Annotated in this window: 20 protein-coding genes; 8 read left to right on the forward strand and 12 right to left on the reverse strand. The window is 41.1% G+C overall.

Annotated elements, in window-relative coordinates:
* Nucleotides 1-622: 622 nt before the first annotated feature.
* The 3 genes from QMA12_RS00635 to QMA12_RS00645 all read left to right on the forward strand — a co-directional run bounded on the left by QMA12_RS00635 (nucleotide 623) and on the right by QMA12_RS00645 (nucleotide 1,644).
* Nucleotides 623-922, forward strand: coding sequence for a hypothetical protein (locus QMA12_RS00635; RefSeq protein WP_290210070.1), 300 nt, complete (start codon nucleotides 623-625; stop codon nucleotides 920-922).
* Between the two features lie 63 nt (nucleotides 923-985).
* Nucleotides 986-1,264 (forward strand): hypothetical protein, encoded by a 279-nt coding sequence (locus tag QMA12_RS00640; RefSeq protein ID WP_254911164.1) that lies wholly within the window; start codon nucleotides 986-988, stop codon nucleotides 1,262-1,264.
* A 110-nt stretch (nucleotides 1,265-1,374) separates the two neighbouring features.
* Entirely contained in the window at nucleotides 1,375-1,644 is a 270-nt protein-coding gene (locus tag QMA12_RS00645) for a biotin/lipoyl-containing protein (RefSeq protein WP_254911171.1), read from the forward strand.
* A 162-nt stretch (nucleotides 1,645-1,806) separates the two neighbouring features.
* Here the strand turns inward: QMA12_RS00645 and QMA12_RS00650 are convergent, their stop codons facing one another.
* The 4 genes from QMA12_RS00650 to QMA12_RS00665 all read right to left on the reverse strand — a co-directional run bounded on the left by QMA12_RS00650 (nucleotide 1,807) and on the right by QMA12_RS00665 (nucleotide 5,314).
* On the reverse strand, nucleotides 1,807-2,235 hold the full coding sequence (locus QMA12_RS00650; protein ID WP_290210069.1) for an OsmC family protein: 429 nt from the start codon (nucleotides 2,233-2,235) through the stop codon (nucleotides 1,807-1,809).
* Nucleotides 2,236-2,356: 121 nt separating this feature from the next.
* Nucleotides 2,357-2,494, reverse strand: coding sequence for a DUF2256 domain-containing protein (locus QMA12_RS00655; protein WP_109875568.1), 138 nt, complete (start codon nucleotides 2,492-2,494; stop codon nucleotides 2,357-2,359).
* Nucleotides 2,484-3,998, reverse strand: a complete 1,515-nt coding sequence (locus QMA12_RS00660) for a deoxyribodipyrimidine photo-lyase (RefSeq protein WP_290210068.1) — start codon at nucleotides 3,996-3,998, stop codon at nucleotides 2,484-2,486. Before QMA12_RS00660 ends, QMA12_RS00655 begins: the two co-directional genes overlap by 11 nt.
* 2 nt (nucleotides 3,999-4,000) lie before the next feature.
* Nucleotides 4,001-5,314: a DASH family cryptochrome gene (locus QMA12_RS00665; protein WP_290210067.1), complete on the reverse strand. Its 1,314-nt coding sequence runs from the start codon at nucleotides 5,312-5,314 to the stop codon at nucleotides 4,001-4,003.
* A 115-nt stretch (nucleotides 5,315-5,429) separates the two neighbouring features.
* Here QMA12_RS00665 and QMA12_RS00670 point away from each other — a divergent pair, with 115 nt between their 5' ends.
* Nucleotides 5,430-6,041, forward strand: coding sequence for a flavin reductase family protein (locus QMA12_RS00670; protein WP_290210066.1), 612 nt, complete (start codon nucleotides 5,430-5,432; stop codon nucleotides 6,039-6,041).
* A 323-nt stretch (nucleotides 6,042-6,364) separates the two neighbouring features.
* The gene (locus QMA12_RS00675; protein ID WP_290210065.1) at nucleotides 6,365-8,998 is read left to right on the forward strand and encodes a TonB-dependent receptor; all 2,634 of its coding nucleotides are present in this window, start codon (nucleotides 6,365-6,367) and stop codon (nucleotides 8,996-8,998) included.
* Between the two features lie 58 nt (nucleotides 8,999-9,056).
* Here the strand turns inward: QMA12_RS00675 and QMA12_RS00680 are convergent, their stop codons facing one another.
* Both QMA12_RS00680 and yghU read right to left on the reverse strand, forming a co-directional pair.
* Entirely contained in the window at nucleotides 9,057-10,436 is a 1,380-nt protein-coding gene (locus tag QMA12_RS00680) for a VCBS repeat-containing protein (protein WP_290210064.1), read from the reverse strand.
* Nucleotides 10,437-10,625: 189 nt separating this feature from the next.
* Nucleotides 10,626-11,468 (reverse strand): glutathione-dependent disulfide-bond oxidoreductase, encoded by an 843-nt coding sequence (yghU, locus tag QMA12_RS00685; protein WP_290210063.1) that lies wholly within the window; start codon nucleotides 11,466-11,468, stop codon nucleotides 10,626-10,628.
* A gap of 179 nt (nucleotides 11,469-11,647) precedes the next feature.
* On the opposite strand from yghU, the gene QMA12_RS00690 reads away from it, so the two are divergent.
* Together QMA12_RS00690 and QMA12_RS00695 are read left to right on the forward strand one after the other, a co-directional pair.
* On the forward strand, nucleotides 11,648-12,661 hold the full coding sequence (locus QMA12_RS00690) for an endonuclease/exonuclease/phosphatase family protein (RefSeq protein WP_290210139.1): 1,014 nt from the start codon (nucleotides 11,648-11,650) through the stop codon (nucleotides 12,659-12,661).
* A 32-nt stretch (nucleotides 12,662-12,693) separates the two neighbouring features.
* Nucleotides 12,694-13,080 carry a hypothetical protein gene (locus QMA12_RS00695; RefSeq protein ID WP_290210138.1) on the forward strand — a complete coding sequence of 129 codons (387 nt, stop codon included), beginning with the start codon at nucleotides 12,694-12,696 and terminating at the stop codon, nucleotides 13,078-13,080.
* Nucleotides 13,081-13,106: 26 nt separating this feature from the next.
* Here QMA12_RS00695 and QMA12_RS00700 read toward each other — a convergent pair whose 3' ends face one another.
* Both QMA12_RS00700 and QMA12_RS00705 read right to left on the reverse strand, forming a co-directional pair.
* Nucleotides 13,107-13,694, reverse strand: coding sequence for a rhomboid family intramembrane serine protease (locus QMA12_RS00700; protein ID WP_087532124.1), 588 nt, complete (start codon nucleotides 13,692-13,694; stop codon nucleotides 13,107-13,109).
* Nucleotides 13,695-13,789: 95 nt separating this feature from the next.
* A complete protein-coding gene (locus tag QMA12_RS00705) occupies nucleotides 13,790-14,473 on the reverse strand; it encodes a type 1 glutamine amidotransferase domain-containing protein (RefSeq protein WP_290210062.1) in 684 nt (227 codons plus the stop codon).
* A 138-nt stretch (nucleotides 14,474-14,611) separates the two neighbouring features.
* On the opposite strand from QMA12_RS00705, the gene QMA12_RS00710 reads away from it, so the two are divergent.
* Complete coding sequence (locus QMA12_RS00710) at nucleotides 14,612-15,535, forward strand: LysR family transcriptional regulator (RefSeq protein ID WP_290210061.1); 924 nt, start codon at nucleotides 14,612-14,614, stop codon at nucleotides 15,533-15,535.
* A 27-nt stretch (nucleotides 15,536-15,562) separates the two neighbouring features.
* Here QMA12_RS00710 and QMA12_RS00715 read toward each other — a convergent pair whose 3' ends face one another.
* The 4 genes from QMA12_RS00715 to QMA12_RS00730 all read right to left on the reverse strand — a co-directional run bounded on the left by QMA12_RS00715 (nucleotide 15,563) and on the right by QMA12_RS00730 (nucleotide 20,002).
* Nucleotides 15,563-16,297, reverse strand: coding sequence for a dienelactone hydrolase family protein (locus tag QMA12_RS00715; RefSeq protein ID WP_290210060.1), 735 nt, complete (start codon nucleotides 16,295-16,297; stop codon nucleotides 15,563-15,565).
* A 50-nt stretch (nucleotides 16,298-16,347) separates the two neighbouring features.
* Nucleotides 16,348-17,574 (reverse strand): glycerophosphodiester phosphodiesterase family protein, encoded by a 1,227-nt coding sequence (locus tag QMA12_RS00720; protein ID WP_290210059.1) that lies wholly within the window; start codon nucleotides 17,572-17,574, stop codon nucleotides 16,348-16,350.
* A 28-nt stretch (nucleotides 17,575-17,602) separates the two neighbouring features.
* The gene (locus QMA12_RS00725; RefSeq protein WP_290210058.1) at nucleotides 17,603-18,463 is read right to left on the reverse strand and encodes a carboxylate/amino acid/amine transporter; all 861 of its coding nucleotides are present in this window, start codon (nucleotides 18,461-18,463) and stop codon (nucleotides 17,603-17,605) included.
* A gap of 114 nt (nucleotides 18,464-18,577) precedes the next feature.
* Nucleotides 18,578-20,002, reverse strand: coding sequence for an amidohydrolase family protein (locus QMA12_RS00730; RefSeq protein WP_290210057.1), 1,425 nt, complete (start codon nucleotides 20,000-20,002; stop codon nucleotides 18,578-18,580).
* Nucleotides 20,003-20,046: the final 44 nt, after the last annotated feature.

Raw genomic sequence — 20,046 nt, forward strand, 5'->3', positions numbered from 1 at the left:
ATATAGAGTCTTATGCTAGGTTAAAAATAACCCATTATGTTATGAGTACAAATTAAACTTGGTGCGCTATTAAGTACAAAAACACCTCTTTGTGTCAATAGGAAGTTAATTTTTTGTAATTTAATTTTAAGCATAACATAGGTACACGGGTTAAAAGCAAGTAAGCGAATGCAATTTGTTTGAAGATCTTTTAGTTGTAATTGTGCACATAATTAGATCTATCTTTTATAAAGTACCTAACAATTGTGCCTTAAAATGGTAAAAATTTTCTATAAGGATAATAAATATAAAAGCTGAGTAGCAGTTACAATGGATTTTTAAATTTAGCATTTACTTTCCCTACAGCCATTTTTACAGCGCTTCTTTTAGTTGTTGTACTTTTTTGGCTAATAACCCTTGTTGGTTTTGCCTATATAGGTATGTTCGAATCAGATCTCGATATTGATGCCGATGCAGCGCAAAGCCCAAGTATATCTTCATGGTTTAACATGGGGTTTGGGGGGCCAATTACGGTTTCATTGAGCCTCATTGTGTTGACAAGTTGGCTTATCTCTATATACGCTCATAAGTCCTTTCATTCTTGCTAGGTAATGGCATATTATTTTACATTTTTGGAATATTAATGGTGGCTACCAGTGTGTTAGTGGCTATGCCTATCGCCGCGATTATTTCAAAACCTCTACAGCGCTTTTTTAATAGCGCCGAAACTTCAAAAAACTCTGACTTATTAGGCTTAGAGTGCACAGTTGTCACGGGCAAAGTAACAAGTACATTTGGTCAAGCGCGCGTGCAGTTTCAAGGTACTGAGCAACTTATTCAAGTTCGCGCAGATACTGAACAGTCTACCTCAGGTGACACAGCCGTGTTGCTTGAACACCTCAAAGATCAACGCTGCTACACCATAACTCGTAAACCGTGGTAAGCAGATTGCCTGAAATGGTATGCGTAGAATATAAAAACCGATAATTACGTTAGAGGACATAACATGGAATTTTTATATAATCTCATCCCTATACTAACATTTGTAGGTATAGCAATAGCGATCATTTTTGCTATCTTGCTTATCGTTGGTAAGTTTTACCGCAAGGTTGAGCAAGGCCAAGCTTTAATCATCAACAAAATGAAAAACGAGCCTGATGTCACTACAACGGACGATATTGTTTATCCTGTGAACCATAAAATGGAAGTCATGGATATTTCGACTAAGCGCATGGTTCTGCAGCGCGTTTTAAACTGTTTTCGCAAAGCATTACCAATGCGCTGAATAATGCAAAAACCCCTGAAGCCTGTGATGACCAACTTTCACGGCTGCTTATCCAGCTAGAGGAACTTGAATCTCAATTTAGTGAGTTTGATGAATACCTCAGCGAAATTATCGCCAATCAAGCATTGTTTGATGTAGAATTTGAAAAAGCCGTTTTAGAGGTCGTGACACCACAAGCAGGCGTTATTCATAACTTTAAAGCAAAAGTAGGTGATATTGTAAGCTCAGAACAAGTCATTATGCACCTACGTGAAAAACGCCATGGCGAACACACTGCAGATAAAAAATTACCGCTGGAAGAGGAAGTTGCTTTATTAAGAGAAGAAAACGAGCGACTCAAAAAACTGCTAGCACAACAGCAACTAACAGCAGCTGGTTAATTTTCATTGGGTAAGCATCAGCGCTCATAACGCATAACCATCACTTGCCATTTTGTAATACGTGGAGAGTGTAGTAAGCTACTAAGTAGCGTATTTACCATAAACATTAAAAAGCCAAGCAAAATAGCTTGGCTTAAAAATAATTAATAGTTAACTAACGTGTTAATTTAACTGAGTTGACAGTGATATTTCAGCATTCATTAGTTTTGAGATAGGACAACCTTCTTTGGTTTGTACACACAGTTCGTCAAACTTTAATTGTGAAATACCCTCAATCTTAGCCTCTACATTAAGCGCAATGTGGCTTACTTCAAAGCCATCATCTACCTCATCTAGGCTAACGGTTGCGGTGGTTTTGATATCATCGGCTACATAATCCGCTTCAGTGAGCGCCAGTGACAACGCCATGCTGTAACAAGCACTGTGGGCTGCTGCAACTAGCTCTTCAGGATTAGTGCCTGCTTTGTCTTCAAAGCGAGTGTTGAACCCATATGGCTGGCTCTCAAGTGCACCACTTTCGCTACTTATTGATCCTTTACCTGATTTAATATCCCCTGACCAATTGGCTGATGCTGATTTTTTAATCGTCATAATGTCTCCTTGGGTTTGTTGTGTAAAGTTTGCAATAACATTGCAAGCTCTTCATGCTTTTACCGGCTAATCGGTATTTACACGATACTCAAGTAGGGTTTTGCAATATTGACACCAAGGTTTATTTTGCGTTTCGCCGACACCGCTCTGAACAGTAAATTACGTTGTCCCAGTCTCGTTGCCATTTTTTTCGCCAGGTAAAGTCACGCTTGCAAACGGGGCAGGTTTTTTGCGGTAAGTGTAATTTCTTATGCGCCATTGTTACGCTTCTTTTTAGTGTTTTTTGGTCGCGGTGTAATACTTACGTGGGCTTTGAGTATCGCAGGGATGGCCCGTTGTACATCAACCCGTTCGCGGTATTGCCACAGCCTATCTCGCGCTTCTTTTGAGGCTTTTGTTAAATCTACCATAGGTTCGGGGTAGTCTTCGCCTATTTTAAAGTCGTTAAATAACGCTTCCATGGGCGTTTGTTGCCATGGTTCATGTAAGTACTCTATGGGCAGCTTTTCAAGTTCTGGGCACCATTTTTTTATAAACTCGCCATTTGGGTCTTGATCTTCAGATTGCTTAATTGGGTTGTAATGGCGAATGGTGTTGATACCGGTCACTGAGGCTTGCATTTGTATTTGCGGATAGTGAATGCCTGGTTCAAAGTCTAAAAAGTAGTTAGCTAACGGGAAACTCGCTTGCTGCCAACTTATGTTTAAGTGGTGGGTCACAAAGCTGACCAACATGGCGCGCATTCTAAAATTAATGTAGCCGGTGTGCTTTAAGCAGCGCATGCAGGCGTCAATAATCGGCACGCCTGTTTGCCCCTGGGCCCAACGCTGTATATCCTCAGCGACCTGATCGTCATCGCGGTAGGGAAATTGATGATACCCCGCGTTAAGCGCTTTAAATTCCATTGAACATTCGCTTTCAAACTTTTGCATAAAATGGCAATGCCAATGCAAGCGCGAAACAAACGCCGCAAGCGGGCGCTTCCAGCCTCGTTTGTCAGGGTGTTTTGAGTCATATGCATGGATTGCTTTTTGGTACACTTGCCTAAGGCTAATATTACCCCATGCTAAATAAGGCGAGAGCCTAGAGCAATGGGTTTGGCTTAAACTGGGGCTTGAAATGCCTTTTTGATAGCCTTTGCCTCTACTTTCAAAAAAGCTTTGCATAACTTGCTGGGCTTCCAACGCACCGCCAATTTGAAAGTGCGGATGTTGCTCTGTGTAGCTATCGGGTAACGTAGGCATCTGGTAATCATTTAATGCCACCGCATTGACGTTTTTCCAGTTTGGAATAGCAATAGGGCTATGCATGTACTGATGCCAGTGTTCGTTCCAGCCTTTACGGCTTTTAGCCCCGCGTATAACCCCACCGGTAGGAAACTCAAGCCAGTTTATTGCATGGTGTTTACACCATTTTTTAACTGCTTTGTCGCGTTCAAACGTATTATTTAAGCCAATTTCTTGATGGCTCAATAAGCTAACAATTTCAAACTGCTTGTTTAATGAATCAAGTAGCTCATCCATTGGGCAATTGAACAGATAAACGCGGGCATTAAAGCGCGCGAGCTGTTTATTCATTTCAATCAACGATTGATAAACAAAACGCCAATGACGCTCGTTATAATGAGCATCATCAATGAGCAGTGGCTCAAAATTATAAATAAGCAGGGTCGGCAGTGCGCTGTCAAACGCGTACTTAAGTGGCTGATGATCAGATAAACGTAAATCTCGTTTAAACCAGACTATATTAACCTTTTCGCGCATTATTAACTGCTTAATGGCCAATCTGCAGCATCGGCAGAGTCTATGCTATAAACCTCATCACCTCGCCAGCGCTTAATAAAGGTATTTTCGGGGTCATAAGTGTGAGTTTGTTTAACTAAATTAAAATGCCTGCCAGAGCGAGGATCAGCACCCACCCCAGCAAGGTATTGCCAGTTGCCCCAGTTTGCTGCCACATCGTAATCAATGAGTTGTTGTTCAAAGTAAGCTGCACCAAAACGCCAATCTAATTTGAGCTCATTCACTAAACAGCTAGCAACAAGTTGGCGTCCGCGATTAGACATATAACCCGTTTGATTTAGTTGTTTCATACACGCATTGACAATGGGGTAGGGGGTGGTGCCCATGCACCATTGTTTAAAGCGTCCAGAATAAAAACTGGTCAGTGGTTTGTTTGCACTTATGCCACTAAATGCAAATAATTGATGGTCATAGCGCACACTATAAAGCTGAAAATATTCACGCCAAAGTAGCTCAAAGTAAATCCAGTAAGTTGAATCATTCGCGCCGTGTTGTTGCTCATATTCTTGCAATGCGTGCATGATTTGTCGCACCGACACATTACCGTTGGCAAGCCAAGGCGAGAACTTAGTTGAGTTTGCCATGCCATCAAGGGCATTGCGAGTCAGTTTATATTCGCTCGGAGCTGAACTTGAAAAATACTGTCCAACGTGGTGCTGAGCTGCTACTTCGCCTGCATCAAACTCACAGTGTAACTGCTCAACCTTAGGTAAAGATTTAGGCCAAGGTACTGGGGCAATTAACGGCGCAGGGAAATGGCTCGGTCTCTCAACGGGCGATTTTATAGAGAGGTTTGATGATTCTACCTTTTTACGAAATTTACTGAATGTTGACGGCAGATCACTTAGCTCAAAGGGCAGTTGATGCATGTCATACAAGGTAAATGTATTACTTTGTTTAAGTGTAATTTCGCTGTATTTATCAGTGATTGCACTGAGTGATTGCCGTTCGTATAAGCCAACTTGGTCGCTACAGTAAATTACTCGGGTATTATGATGAGAGTAATAATGATCAATCACTTCCAGCGGCGATTTAAAATAAACAACTAAGTGTTGCCCACGTGCATTAAGCTGGCTGTTTAATTGGTGCAGCGATTTAACCAAAAACGCCCATCGTTGTTCGCCCAGTATTTGGCAGTTAAACCGATTGCTTTTAAACCAATCAGGGTCAATGCAATAAATAAAGCTGATTGATGAGCTTTGCTCGCATGCATGGCGTAGTAGCGCGTTGTCAGATAACCGTAGGTCGTGAGTGAACCAATATACAGAGTGTGTCATATAATAAACTTGTCATTAGGGTTTTATTAATCCATTTTGTGTCAATACGTGACAAACACTGAACACGTTTAATACGTGTGACTTTTTATTTTATCAACATTAAAGCGAGCGATATGTGTTTTTAGATTTAACTCAATCCCTTGAAAAACCAAATGTCTATAGTCAATTAGTCGGCGGCATAACGCCAAGGCCGATTGCGTGGATAAGTACGCTTAGTAGTGATGGAGTGGCAAATATTGCGCCTTATTCATTTTTTACAGTGGCGAGCGTTAACCCGCCTGTATTGAGTGTTACCCAAGTTAACCCCGGTGAAAAGCGCAATAAAGACACGCTAAACAACCTGCTGGCGAGCAAAGAGTGTGTGGTTAATATTGTCAGTGAGCAGCAAGTTGAGCAAATGAACCAAAGCTGTGCAAACTACTCACCTGAGGTCAGTGAATTTGATGCGGCACATATTGAATCAACAGCAAGTCGGCTTGTTAAACCCATCAGCGTAAAAGCGTCAAAAGTCCGCTATGAATGCTCCCTCCGCGAGGTGATTACCATTAGTGAACAATCAGCTGGTGGGCAAATGATGTTACTTAATGTTGTGGGAGTTTATATTGACGATGCAGTACTTGTTGATGGTTATATCGACCCCGTTGCTTTAAAAAGCGTAGGTAAACTGGGCGGAGATGAGTTTACTAAAACAACGGACATGTTTAGTTTAAAGCGGCCAACTTTATAACGCTGCCATTAAGCTTATAGGGGAGTGCTTTTTTAAAGTGTTAAACGAATCAGTGTTAATGTTTAAAGGCAGATTGGATTAACAGACGCGATCTGACAGTCGCAAAAGTGTCTATCGCAGGTATTCAAATAACAAGTGTCAAAAGGCAAGGGGCGGCCTCATTTTGAGTAAAAGCTTAATTAACCATCAAATTAATCAGTTCGGGGGGGGGGGCTGTAGCTGATTAATCTTTCACCTGCGACAATTTGTCACATTCTCAATATTCCTAAAATCTTTATCATAAGCGCCTATTTTTAAAATAAAAATTTTAATAGGTCATATTTATGAATAACCTCATGGCACTTTCTGCCATTTCACTTGCACTGATAAACTTTAACGTATTTGCTAATAAACAAAACGATAATATTGAACGCATAAATGTTACTGGCTCACATATTAAACGTACTGATTTTGAAAGTGCCAGCCCAGTAACCGTAATAGATGCTGCGCAAATTGCTCAGACAGGCATAGTAAACGTGGAAGACTTATTACAGCGTATGTCTTTTTCTGCGGGGGTTGCAGGTAATGCTACTAATGCCTATTGGACCAGTGGTGGTTATGGCACGGCTCAAGTTAACCTTCGTGGCATGGGGATCAAACGTACTTTAGTTCTACTCAATGGGCGGCGTATAGTTAATGGCGGTACAGGGGCAAATAGTTCAGTTGATTTAAATATGATACCTACCTCAATTATTGAACGAGTCGAAGTACTTAAAGACGGTGCATCGGCTATTTACGGCGCTGATGCCGTTGCGGGGGTGGTTAACATCATTACCAAAACACAACTAGATGGCGCCGAGTTCACCGCTAAAGTAGGCGCTGCCGATGATGGTGAAGGGCAAAGTCAAGAGCTGAGTTTTAATGTCGGTGGAGAGTTTGACCGAGGACACTTTATTTTTAGCGCAAGCTATATAAATACCGAGGCAGTCAGGCAGTCAGATCGAATTGATTGCGCTAAAAGTGAAACAGTTAATGATGATGGCAGTAGTCAGTTAGAGTGTTTTGGTAGTGCGACAACCGCTGGTGGACGGGCATTATTAGCTGGTGGTAGCAGTGTGCAGTTTAATCAAGACCCAAACGGAGATGGCAATAGTTATGAAGCATATGACTCAGCTAAACACGGCTTTAATTACATCGGTTACTTAAATGCCGTTAACCCAAGCGAACGTATTAACTTATCGACCAATTTTACCTTTGAGCTGAGCGACAACATAAATTTATTTACCGAAGCGCAGTACAGCAATCGTCAATCTGAGCAGATTGTAACGCCGCGTAGTATCAGCGGTATTATGGTGTCAAAAGACTTTCTATATAACCCAACAGGGCAAGACTTAGAAATAACACGGCGTCGTAATGTTGAGCTAGGTGCGCCGTATTTTTTTCAAGAAACCAATACAGCACGCATTGTTGTAGGACTCGAGGGCACATTAAATAATGATTGGAATTGGCAGTTAGCTTACAACTATGGCCGCAATACTGGCACCGATGGCTGGACGTTTGATCAAGATATTAGCAAAGTGGCTAATACGTTAGATGAAAATATTTGTAGCTACGAAAGCGGCGCAGCAATTCCGTGTGGTGATTGGTTTGGTGTCGACGAATTAACGCCAGATGTTATCGAGTATGTAAAGTATCACCGTGAAGGCAATGGTGGCAATGAATTAAGGTCGCTTACTTTCAATTTATCAGGCGATATTATTGAATTACCAGCAGGGGCTTTAGCTTTTGCTGCGGGGGTTGAAAAGCGTGATGAAAAAGGCTGGCGTAACCCGGATTCAACAGTACTTGCCAATGGCGGTGAAGATGCCATTGATGGCAGTTACTCAGTAACAGAGGGTTTTATAGAGCTTGCAATTCCAGTACTTGAGAGTGTTGAGGCGCAAGTTGCTACGCGGTACTCAGATTACAGTACATTTGGCAGTAAGATGACTTATAAATTGGGTTTAACATGGCAAGTTGTTGATAGTTTAATGCTGCGAGGAGTTAAATCAACAGCCTTTAGAACACCGATGATCACGGAGCTATTTGGTGGTACAAATGCCGAAAACCTGCGTACAATAGACCCCTGTGAAGGGGCTACTGGTGATATTGCTACAAACTGCTTAGCAGCTGGTTTACCCGCTGATTTTGTTCAAGATGGTACAACAGTGCGTACCTCAGTTGGTGGCAACCCCGATGTAAATCCAGAATCAGCAGACACACTCACCCTAGGTATGGTGTGGCAGTCTAATACTATTGAAGGCTTATCGACTACCGTTGATTATTTTGATATCGAAGTTGAAGATGCTATTACCTCAGTCAATGGCTCTGATGCGCTCAAATTATGTTATACCGATCCTGATGTATATAGCGCTTACTGCGATACATTCACGCGTCATCCTGTGACAGGTCAAGTTAACTCCTTAAGTCAACGCCCGGTAAATGCAGCATTTGAAAAGGTCAGTGGGATAGATTTCAACACGCGCTACAATACCGAGTTATTTGGTTTAACTAGTCAGTTTGAATTAGATGCCACACGCTTGTTAAAGCACGAAACAACCCCGTTTGCAGGTCAAGATACGCAAAGTCTATTAGGGTATATCACCGAAGATCAGGGCAGTTATACCAAATGGCGCGCTAACTTAGGCGTGAGTGTCAAAGCTGATACGTGGTCGGCACATTATGCGATGCGTTATATTGGTACCGCAGACGATGTTAATGGTGGTGGTCCAATTGGCAGTGCAGTACCGAGTATTATTTATAACGACATTCAAGGGCGTTATTTTATTAGTCAAAACACTTTCTTATCGATCGGAATTGATAATATTTTTGATAAAAAAGCGCCGTTTTTAACATCATGGAATGATGCCAATACGGATGTAATGACCTACGATTTACTCGGTAGACGAGGTTATTTAAAGCTCAATATTAATTTTTAGTTGTTAAGCCAGATACACATTTATGTATCTGGCTATTTTTAGTTAACCAAAACTTAAGTTAATTAATAACGGTTTTAATGCTGCTAGTGCCGTCTTCTTCGGTGAATTTAAATACAAAGTCTTTCTTGTCGTCATTGTTAATATCGACTAAAAGTATATCGCTGTTGTTATCAGGGAGTTTATGTTTGATTTTTTTGCGCTTTGAGCTGAGTAAATTATCATTACCATAGTATACCGACAGTGTTTTACTGCCACTTTTATAAATGGCATCGAGTTTGCTATCACCGTTGATATCAGCTAAAAATAAGGGTTTTAATGATGAATCGTTAGACATAGAAAGTGGGGTTTCCACCTCAAAGTCTGCATTAGGTTCTTCGCTAAATGTACCATCTGCAAGCTGCTTATGAACAGAGAACTCAACATCAACATCAGTATCACCGCCCCCCATGGCCATGGACGCTAAGGTGCCAAAGCCAAAATCGATATTAAATCGTTGTAACTCCATTAAGCCATCGTTATTAAAGTCCTCATCAAACTTTAAGTTACCTATCATACTTGTTTGTGGCAGAACGATCGCTTGTGTTGAAAAACCGCCGCCTGCAAGGCCCATATAAAGGCTGCGGTGCACTGTCGCATTCATGGCATCCATGCCATCAGCATCAGGCATAACTTTGGTGATAAGATCGACAAAACCATCATTATTAATATCATGTATTAAATCTATATAGTGGAAATTGTCGTTTTCTATTTTTCCAAATTTTACAGGAAAGGTAATGTTAGTCACCTTATCGGCAAAAGTTGTATCTTTTGTTAGCAATACTTGGGCTTGTTTATCATTGCTAAACACCAAGTCAGTGCGGCCATCTTGGTTTACATCAATTACTTGTGGGGTAATACTTATATCAATATCTAATTTAAATCGTTTAGATCTAAAGTCGCCCTTAAATTGCGCTTGTTTGGCAAATACGTGAGGGTGGAACTTACCTTGTTGATCCTGAAGGTACAGTGTATTGGTTTCAATATCAGGCAATAAAATGTCACTTAGGCCATCATTGTTCGCGTCAATGACAAAGTTAACTTTAGTAAATTTGTTGACTTCTAATTGATTTAATACCGATTCAAATTTAAATAGCAGCGTACTCTTACTTTGTTCGCTCAGATAGACGCCATCAGTGGTTAAAACAAGCGCTTGAGGGTTTAAAGTATTTGCCAGCGTGGCAGTATCAAAGCCAATTAAATTTTTAGGTAAAGTAAGCATCTGGTTTTGGTTATTTGCTAAATCAACCTTCGCAAGCTGTTGCAGCTCGTCATTATAAGCAAACACAATTGGTGAGTCTGTTGTAATTAATCCTTTTGTGGTTTTTATAGTTAATTGCTGACTAGCAAAAGCAAGTGGCGCTAGAAGTAATACTGTAGTGGCTAATAAAGGCTTGAGCATTGTAAGTTCCATTTAAATTTAATCGTCGATAAATTTTGTAAATATATTATTAACAATTAAGTGGTTTTTACAATCTTAGTTTTGTAAGCAAGTGTAATAAACCTAAATTTGTAAAAATGAGGAAGGGAAATTGAGTTTGTATAATTATACTCGCAACATAATCAAACGCTGCGAGTAATTTCCTAGAAGCTAACTAAAGTCATTAGTGTTATGGCGTTCTGCTAATTGCTCTTCTTCAGGGCCCCAAACGCGATTAACTCTTTTGCCGCGTTTCACCGCAGGGCGTCGCTCAATTTGTTTAGCCCAGCGAACTACATGTGTATAAGACTCAACATCTAAAAATTCAGCAGCTTCATATGAATTGTTTATCACTAAATTGCCGTACCACGGCCAAATAGCAATATCGGCAATTGAATATTCGCTGCCAGCCATATAGTCATGGTCGCTTAAGTGGCGATTAAGTACATCTAGCTGGCGCTTAACCTCCATGGTAAAACGGTCAATAGGGTATTGCATTTTGACCGGCGCATAAGCGTAAAAGTGGCCAAATCCACCGCCTAAATAGGGTGCAGAACCCATTTGCCAAAACAGCCAATTGCGGCATTCGGTTTTACTGGTGTGATCGCTTGGGATTAAGGCATCAAATTTTTCGGCTAAGTATTGTAAAATCGCACCCGATTCAAACACACGTGTAACTGGATTGGTGGAGTGATCCATTAAAGCGGGTATTTTAGAATTCGGGTTAACACCGACAAAGCCAGAACCAAACTGATCACCATCACTAATTTTAATTAAAAATGCATCATACTCAGCTTCACTAATACCAAGCTCTAACAGCTCTTCGAGCATAATAGTGACTTTTTGGCCATTGGGAGTCGCTAAAGAGTACAGCTGAAGCGGATGCTCACCAACGGGTAAGTCTTGCTGGTGGGTTGCACCTGCTATTGGCCTATTTATTTTAGCCCATTCACCGCCACTTTCTGCATCCCATTGCCAAACTGCTGGGGGCGTATAGTCGTTGTTACTCATCAAAACTCCTCAAACGTTGGTTACTTAAATCAAGGTATAGATGCTATTACGAATACTCCATCCTAGTTGATCATTAAGACCAAGGGAAGTAAAGTTATGCTTCATCATAAAAAACCAATCCTTAATACTCAACTGAGCAAATTTTGATAAAAAACACGCAACTTAAAATTGCTACCTTTAATCTGTTTAATTACCTTGAGCCGCCTAATGCATTTTATGAATTTGAGCGTATTTATAGTGCGCAGCAGTGGACCAAAAAGCAGCGTTGGATAACGGATTATTTAACTGAATATCGACCAGATGTAATTGGCTTTCAAGAAGTATTTAGTATTGAGTCCCTCAAACTATTATTAAGTGGCCTTGGCTATGAATATTTCGCAGTAGTTGATGAGCCAGAGGTGATAGATGATTTTATATATAAGCGCCCTGTGGTGGCTATTGCCTCTCGATACCCAATTGTTGCTGTGGCTGCCATAGAACATGATGTTGAACTTGCGCAAGCTCTTGGCTTGGCTGATTCATTTACATTTAGCCGCCAAGTGCTTAGAGCGACAATTGAGCTGCCACATATAGGTTTAAGTGATTGTTATGTGGTCCATTTTAAATCTAAACGTTCGATGGTAGAAGTTGCAGAATGTAAAGTTACAACACCTGAAAAGAATATTATTGAACATTTGAAGGCGGATATCGCAGGTGGTTGGGCATCAACTGTCCAGCGAGGGAGTGAAGCCACCTTATTAATGCTTGAAATGATCAAGCGCCGCGAGGCCACTCAAAACCCAATGCTGCTAATGGGGGATTTTAATAATAATCTAACCGATGGCGTACTTAGTCATTTGCTCACCAGCTCACTACGTTTTGCTCCAGCATTTGATAGCAAAACCTACCTTGAAAAATATTGCTTAAATGATGCGTGGCAGCTATTCGTAAAGGCGCAAACCGATTGTACTGAACAAGCAAAACAAGAAGCTACAACTGTGCTTAAGCGCACTCCCACACATTATTTTGGTGCAAGCAGCTCAGTACTTGATTATATATTGTTATCTTGTGAGTTTGATGCAAGTTACGACGATAGCTTCTTTTCAGTAAGTGATTATTATACCTACGATAGGCATTTGGTTAACCCCGTGTTTGAGCGAGATGACCAAAGCACGGACCATGCAGTGATACTTATTACATTAACCTTGAGATCTTAAAATTGAGTAAATCGATACATTTATTGTTATCAATGGTGGTATGCCTAGCGTGTATGAAAGTAAATGCTGAAAACATTAAGCCTTTTACATCAGATGGCTGTAGTTCTTTTCCTGATGGTACATTTAAACAGAATGAGCTTTGGCTAGGGTGCTGTACTGATCATGACTATAGTTATTGGCAAGGCGGTACATATAATGAAAGACTTGAAGCAGATAAAGAGCTACGAGAATGTGTACATGCCGTCGGCGAACCGCAAATAGCTCAGCTTATGCTCGCAGGTGTTAGAGTAGGTGGCAGTCCTTATTTACCAACATCATTTAGATGGGGTTATGGTTGGTCTTACCCACGCTGGTATCAAGCGTTGACTGACAATGAAAAAGCACAGATAGAAAAACTTAAAGTTGACGATGCGAATTGATACTTGATTTTCAACTCGCCAACTCGCTAGAGCCTCGTTTTCTTATCTTTTTTTGCTAGATAATAACCAATCACTATACCGGCAATAGCCCCAAAAAAATGACTCTCAAAAGACACGTGGGGTCGCTGCGGTAATACGCCCCAGATTAAACCACTATATAAAAATACCACTACAACGCTTATTGCCATGGCTTTAAATGAGCGATGCATGAAGCCGTAACAAATTAAAAAGCCCCACAAACCATACAATACGCCACTAAGTCCAACATGAATATTGCTACGGCCAAATAACCAAACTAACAATCCACCAGCGAGGGCTGTGAAAATAAACACCAACCAAAACCGCTTAACACTGTATTGGCAAACCAACCAACCAAGCACAGCAAAGGGAATTAAATTACTTATTAAGTGAGCCCAACCGCCGTGTAAAAACGGTGCGAAAAAAATTCCAGTTAAACCACTAAGGCTGCGCGGGTATATACCTAAGCCATTTAAATTAACACCCGGTAAGCTATTAAAAACTTGTAATGCAGTACATAGTAAAATGATGCCAATAAGTGTAAAGCGCTTACTGGATAAAGGAGGGACGCTCAAAGAGCTTTTTTTGGTTGGCATACTTAGCTTAATTGAAAATGGGTTTGGGTGAGTATACCTATCTTGATGCTTAAATGAAAAGCCCTACCCAGTAGGCAAGGCTTTAAAATCAATAGTTAACCTAATTTGGTTAGTAGCTTTTTAGCGGCAAGCTCAGAACTTGCTGGGTTTTGACCTGTGATCACAAGCCCGTCTTCTAGTGCAAGTACGCCCCAGTCATCGGTTTTTTGGTAATCGCCGCCTTTTTTAATTAGCTCGTCTTCAACTAGAAATGGCACAATGTCAGTAAGTTGTACTGCGGCTTCCTCTGTATTACTAAAGCCTGTTACTTTTTTACCTGCAACTAATGCATTTCCGTCTGTGTCTTTAATATTTAAAAATGCAGCACTCGCATGGCAAACCGCGGCAACGGGTTTTTGTTGCTGAATAAAGTTTTCAATTAAGTTTATTGAGTCAGCATTATCAACTAAATCCCATAGTGGGCCATGGCCGCCTGGGTAAAATACGGCATCAAAATCGCTGGCGTCTACTTCGCTTAAAATTTTGGTATTAGCCATCAATGTCTTTGCTGCACTGTCGTTGTCATAACGTTTAGTGGCATCCGTTTCAAAGTCGGCTAGTGTACTTGTCGGATCAATCGGTGGCTGACCACCGTCAGGTGATGCCAAAGTTACTTCTGCACCCGCATTGATGAAAGCATAATAAGGGGCTGCGAATTCTTCTACCCAAAAACCTGTTTTTTCACCTGTGTTGCCTAAATCAGCATGTGAAGTAAGAACCATAAGTATTTTTTTAGCCATAACGATATTCCTTCTGATGAAATGAATTTTAATCTGTTAATTACTATATGCGCCAAGGTTAGTTTAAACAACGATGATAAATTTAACTTTATTGATTTATAAATTGATACAATAAGTGCGTTTAAAGTTGGAGAGACCATGAAAGTTTCATTTGAACAATTAAAAAGTATGGTAGTGTTTGCACAAATTGTTGAGCAAGGTAGCTTAACAGCAGCTGCAAAACAGTTAGGTTTAACCCGTGCAGTGGCGAGCTATCACTTAAAAAAATTAGAAACCCAGCTTGAAGTGAGTTTACTAAATCGCTCTACACGGACCATGGCGTTAACAGAGGCGGGTATTGCCTACTATGAACGTTGCAGGGTTATTACAGAGCAAGCAAATGCTGCAAACCAACAGATAGAAAACATTAAAAATGAGCCTCAGGGGTTATTAAAAATAAGCTGCCCTGTAAATGTTGGTATGCAATTGATAGTACCGGCCATTAACGACTTTAAACGCCAATACCCGAAAATCGATATCGACTTACAGTTAAGTGATGAAGTTGTTGATATTATAAAGCATGGGTTTGATTTTGCGATTCGTGGTGTAGCTCTTAATGATTCCAATTTACAAGCAACTAAGCTAACAGTGATGAGTACTTGTATTTGTGGCTCGCCAGATTACTTTGCTCACTTTGGTAAGCCTAAAACCCCTGAGCAACTCAAAGCGCATAAATGGGTGGTGTATCAGTTAGGGAGTAAATCACTGACATTGCAAAAAGAGGGCAAAAAATACAGTTTGATTATGCAAGGTGGGTTAAGCACGAATAACGCCGCAGCACGTACTGCGTTTGTTGAAGCTGGGCACGGTATCGGACGTGTTCCTCTTTATGATGCGTGGCCTAAAGTGCAAGCCGGTTTGCTAGAAATTGTATTGGATGATTACAAAAGTAAAGACATCGAGCTCTATGGCGTATTTCCACCTGGCGGTGCTGGGTCGAAGAAGTTGCGTCTATTTATTGATTACCTTAAAAATTACTTTGTAAAAAAGCACACCGCTTTGGGTATGCTTAAAAGTAACTAACGCAGCAGCCAGTTGCTTAAAATAAGCTTATAAAGTACGACTGAACAGTGCCACTGCTTGCTGATACATGGCAATCGCTAATGCAGGGTCGTAGCGTTCGCCTTCGTCTCGCATAAACGCATGCTGTGCATTTACCTCTTGCCATTGGTAGTTAATGCCTGTTGTTACAGCTTGCTGATAGATTTTAGCGCGGTCTTCTTGTGGTACATGCGGGTCTTGCTTCCCCCAAATAAAGTGAATTTCACCTTGGATATCTGCCATACGTTCGAACGAATTATTGCCAGTTTCTGCGGGCAGGGTATCGCTATGAATATCTGTAGCATATAAGCAAAATGCAGCTTTAATTGCTGGGTTTAGTGCCGCTCTGTAAGCTAAATGCCCACCAATACAGACACCCATCGCACCCACTGAGCCAGTACAATAGTGTTGTGTTTGTGCAAAATCTATTAATGCTTGAGTATCGCTGTCATGGGATTCAAGTGGTTTTGCCCATTTATCCGCATTGCCTTTGTCTTTACCTTCGTCGTCGTAAGCAAGTACAGTCCCAATAGGGTTTAACTCATGAAACACTTCTGGTACGAATACTACAAAACCGTGACCGGCTAAAATAGCTGCGCTGCGTGCAATGGGAGCGGTTTGTTGGAAAATCTCAGAGTAAAAAATTATAGCCGGGTACTGTCCATCCGCTTGAGGGCGATAAACACTGGTACGCATAGTACCCGTTGCCGTTTCGATATCATGGCTTTGGTGCTGAATAATCATAGTGAGCCTTATACTAAAGAATATGGCCTATCATAACAAAGCAAAAAGGATTACTCACTGTTTGCCATATTCATGCAACTGGCATAATAACTTACCGTTGCGGGCCAGTCTGAAAATATGGCCATTACGCCAACTTTTTGGGCGAGCACATCAACCACCTTCATCATGTCGCCATCGCGATCAATTGCTTGTTTAATTGATTGATAGTAATAACCTCCACCGCTATATAGCGGGCCAGAGCGTTCAAGGCTCCATGCTATAAGTTTAAGCCCTGCGGCTTTAGCGGAAGTAGCGTAAGAGGACGGCACAATCTGTTTGTTGTCATCAAGCGCTAACAGCATCCAAATAGGTGGTGCAAGAATACGTATGCCGTCATCATAAAGCTCTGCCATACTCGGTTGCCACGTCGCAGGGTTGTTTGGGTTAAAATTAGCTGTTTCGTCGCGACCATCTAAGTACACACTGTTGTTTGCAAACTCAGGGTTATTGTTTATCCAATATTTTACGTCATCAAGGTTAAATGATTGTGGAAAAACGTGGTCACTTGGCACGTTTTGCGCTGAGTATTCATTAAGCATCTTTTGTGCATAATGGGCTCGAGTAAAGCCATTAAATGGCATGGTTACTTGCGGCGACTTAAGCTCTGGCGTCATTTTTACATCCAGCTGCTTGAATAGGGTAATGCTTTGTTTATGGCTCATTAATGTGCCATTACTTGCGTATAAATCAGTGCGCCAACTCGGCGTACCATTTAAATATTCAGCGACTGTGGTGGCTTTGGGGTTCGCGCCGTCCATTTTACCTTTTAACGTTAAAAACTCAGCGAGAGTAATATCGCTGGTGCAGCATTTTGCTTGAGCCGGTTGGCCGTTTTGAGCTGGCTTAAATGGCACGGTACATTTGGCGGCAAGTTCAGGTACGGCTAAAATATTGGTGGTGGTATGTAAATCACATTGAGAGTGGCGACACACAAGCTCTTTATCTTTGGTAAAGGCTACATCACACTCCAAAACACCCGCGCCCATTCGCGCTGCTGCGATATAAGACTCTTTAGTATGCTCAGGATATTGCATTGGCGCACCACGGTGACCAATGGAAAAGTCTGTTTTGTAAAAAGGGCCTTCGCTACATGCCTGCAGTTGTGTTTTTAGCTCACTGGCTGGCAGATCGTTAATGAGATAATAAGGCCGAGAGCCCACTTGAATATTTTTACTTTGGGGTGTTTGGCTACAAGCACTCAGCAATATTATCAATGATGTACAAATCAGTAATTTCATAAAACCCTCACTACTCATTAATGACAGTCTAGGCTTTATTTGTGGCATTTCTATTAAGGTATTGATTCAATAATAGAGCTGAGATAATAATCGCACCGCCAACACTGAGTTTTACAAGGTCAGCTTCGCGATTCCAAATAATAACGTTAACCAAAATACCGGCGGGAATGAGTAAATTATTCATCACTGCTAGGCCACCGACGTTAACCTGAGTTGCGCCCTTATTCCATGCAAAATAACCAAAGCCAGAGGCAATTGTCCCTAAGTAAATAAGAATTCCCCATTGAGTGCTGGTGGTGGGAAGCTTACTGGTATCACCAAATAAAGCAAAACATACACATGCAACAATCAGTGCGCCAACGAAAAACCAGCCAAACACGGTACGTTGTGGTAGCTCACTACCAGCCATTAAGCGTTTGTAGGTGACTTGCCCGGTGGCAAAACATAAGTTTGCAGCTTGAACCAATAATAAGCCCAAAATAAAGTTTTCATCAACACCTTCATAACGAATCGCAATTGCTCCTGCTATAGCAATTAATGCAACCAGCAAATATTGGGGATTAAACCGGCGTTCAATTACATCGTTCAACAGTGCGATGTATAAAGGTGTCATTACAGTAAAGAGTAATACTTCGGGTACGCTAAGGTATAAAAACGAATGGTAATAAAAGCTATACATGGCACCCAGTTGTATTGCACCAATAAGCATAAGCTTAGCAATGACAACTTTGGGGACGGTTTTAAATTTTAAAAATGGTAGAAATACCAATGTCGCTAGAGCTACACGCATTAGCACGCTAAACCATGCATCAACTTGGGCTGCCAAGTACACGCCGATTAAACTAAATGAAAAAGCCCAAAGTAGGGTGGTTGCAAATAAGTAGGTCATGGTTGAGTTGCCTTTGCAAAAACACGATTCTATACCAGTGGACGATAAAATAATAATCGCATAATAGAAAAGCTCCGCGTAGCTGGCTTATAAAGCTAGCTGAGTCCGTTGTTTTTATTGTTGTGCCACAAACTGTTTTGCATCCGCTTTAAGTTTCTCAAGTGCGGTTTTGTTGTAATAACGACTATGTGAAATAACCCCCGTTAGCTTTTGCGTGTTGCGCACGTCAATTAATGGATTAGCGGTTAAAAAAATGATATCGGCAGTTTTGCCTTCAGTTAGTTCACCAAATTGTTCACTCTTACCTAAAAATTCAGGCCCTGCAAGAGTTGCTGATTGCAGTGTTTGTAAAGGTGTTAAACCATAGTCACTAAAAATAGCCAGTTCTTGGTGCAGTGATAAACCCGGATAAATATATGAGTTTAAAAAGCCGGCATCGGTTCCTGCAATAATTGGTACGCCGGCTTGTTGTGCCAGTGGCAGTAATTGTGCGGTTTTTATAAAGCGTTCTTTTCGTTGTGCTATTTGTGCCGGCGTGTCTTTATTTGCTCTATCTACACGCCATTGGTAAGTGGCCTTGAGGCCCTTGCCAAGGTAGTTTAAAAACGCATCATCTCGGTGATTATCTTCATCAATATAGGCGGTAATTTGTCCGCCAATTAAAGTTGGCACAACTGCGGTATTATTCTCAGCCAGTACGGCGTATTTATTTAAGGCGGTTTGGGTATCAATATTGGCGGTGATAATAGGTAAAGCACTGTGATAACTCAGTTCCCCAGAGGCCACTTTTGCTGATATTTCAGGCTCGTTGTTTGCAGCTGCTTTTAATAAGTAAGTCATGTGCTCGATAGCATCTAACCCTGCATTAGATACGTCCGTTACAGATAGTGAAAATGGAATATGTCCTGATATCTGATAACCCCGTTTTTTTACTTCTTTGACTGCTTTTAAATACAGTTCTGGCGTTAAAGCGCTATCGGTGATTTTAACAAAATCCACATGCATAGCATCAAGACTGTCTATCGCAGCGTTCATTTCTGCGACCGTTTCAACTTCTAAATCGCCAGGCCAAATTGAATCTTTACCTTCAAGTTTTGGTCCTGATGTATAAATAGTAGGGCCAACTAATTGGTTACTATTTATTTGCGCACGCCAGCTCAATACTGATCCACTTAAATCGGCGGCAGCATCGCGCACCGTTGTAATACCGTATGCTAAATATAACGGTAGCAGTTGTTTGTTCTCTTCTATCAACTCTTCACCGCCGCCAAAATGTACATGCATATCCCAAAGACCAGGCATCAGGTATTGATCATTTGCATCAATGTAGTTTTCAACAATATAGTTACTTTTAAGTGATTGGTTACTACGTTTTATGATCACACCATCGCGTATAGCGAGAGATTGATTTTGAGTTAATAACCCTGTTTTCATATCTATAATGGTTGCATTAGCGATAACAATATCAGCATGTTCAGTTGGTTGAGTTGTACATGCAGCTAATACTAAGCAAGTTGGAAATAGCAGTGTATGTTTCATTTTTTAGCCTTGAATTTTTTATTCAGACTAGCACAGGGAAAATG

Source organism: Pseudoalteromonas sp. APC 3893 (assembly GCF_030408095.1).
Classification (GTDB): domain Bacteria; phylum Pseudomonadota; class Gammaproteobacteria; order Enterobacterales; family Alteromonadaceae; genus Pseudoalteromonas.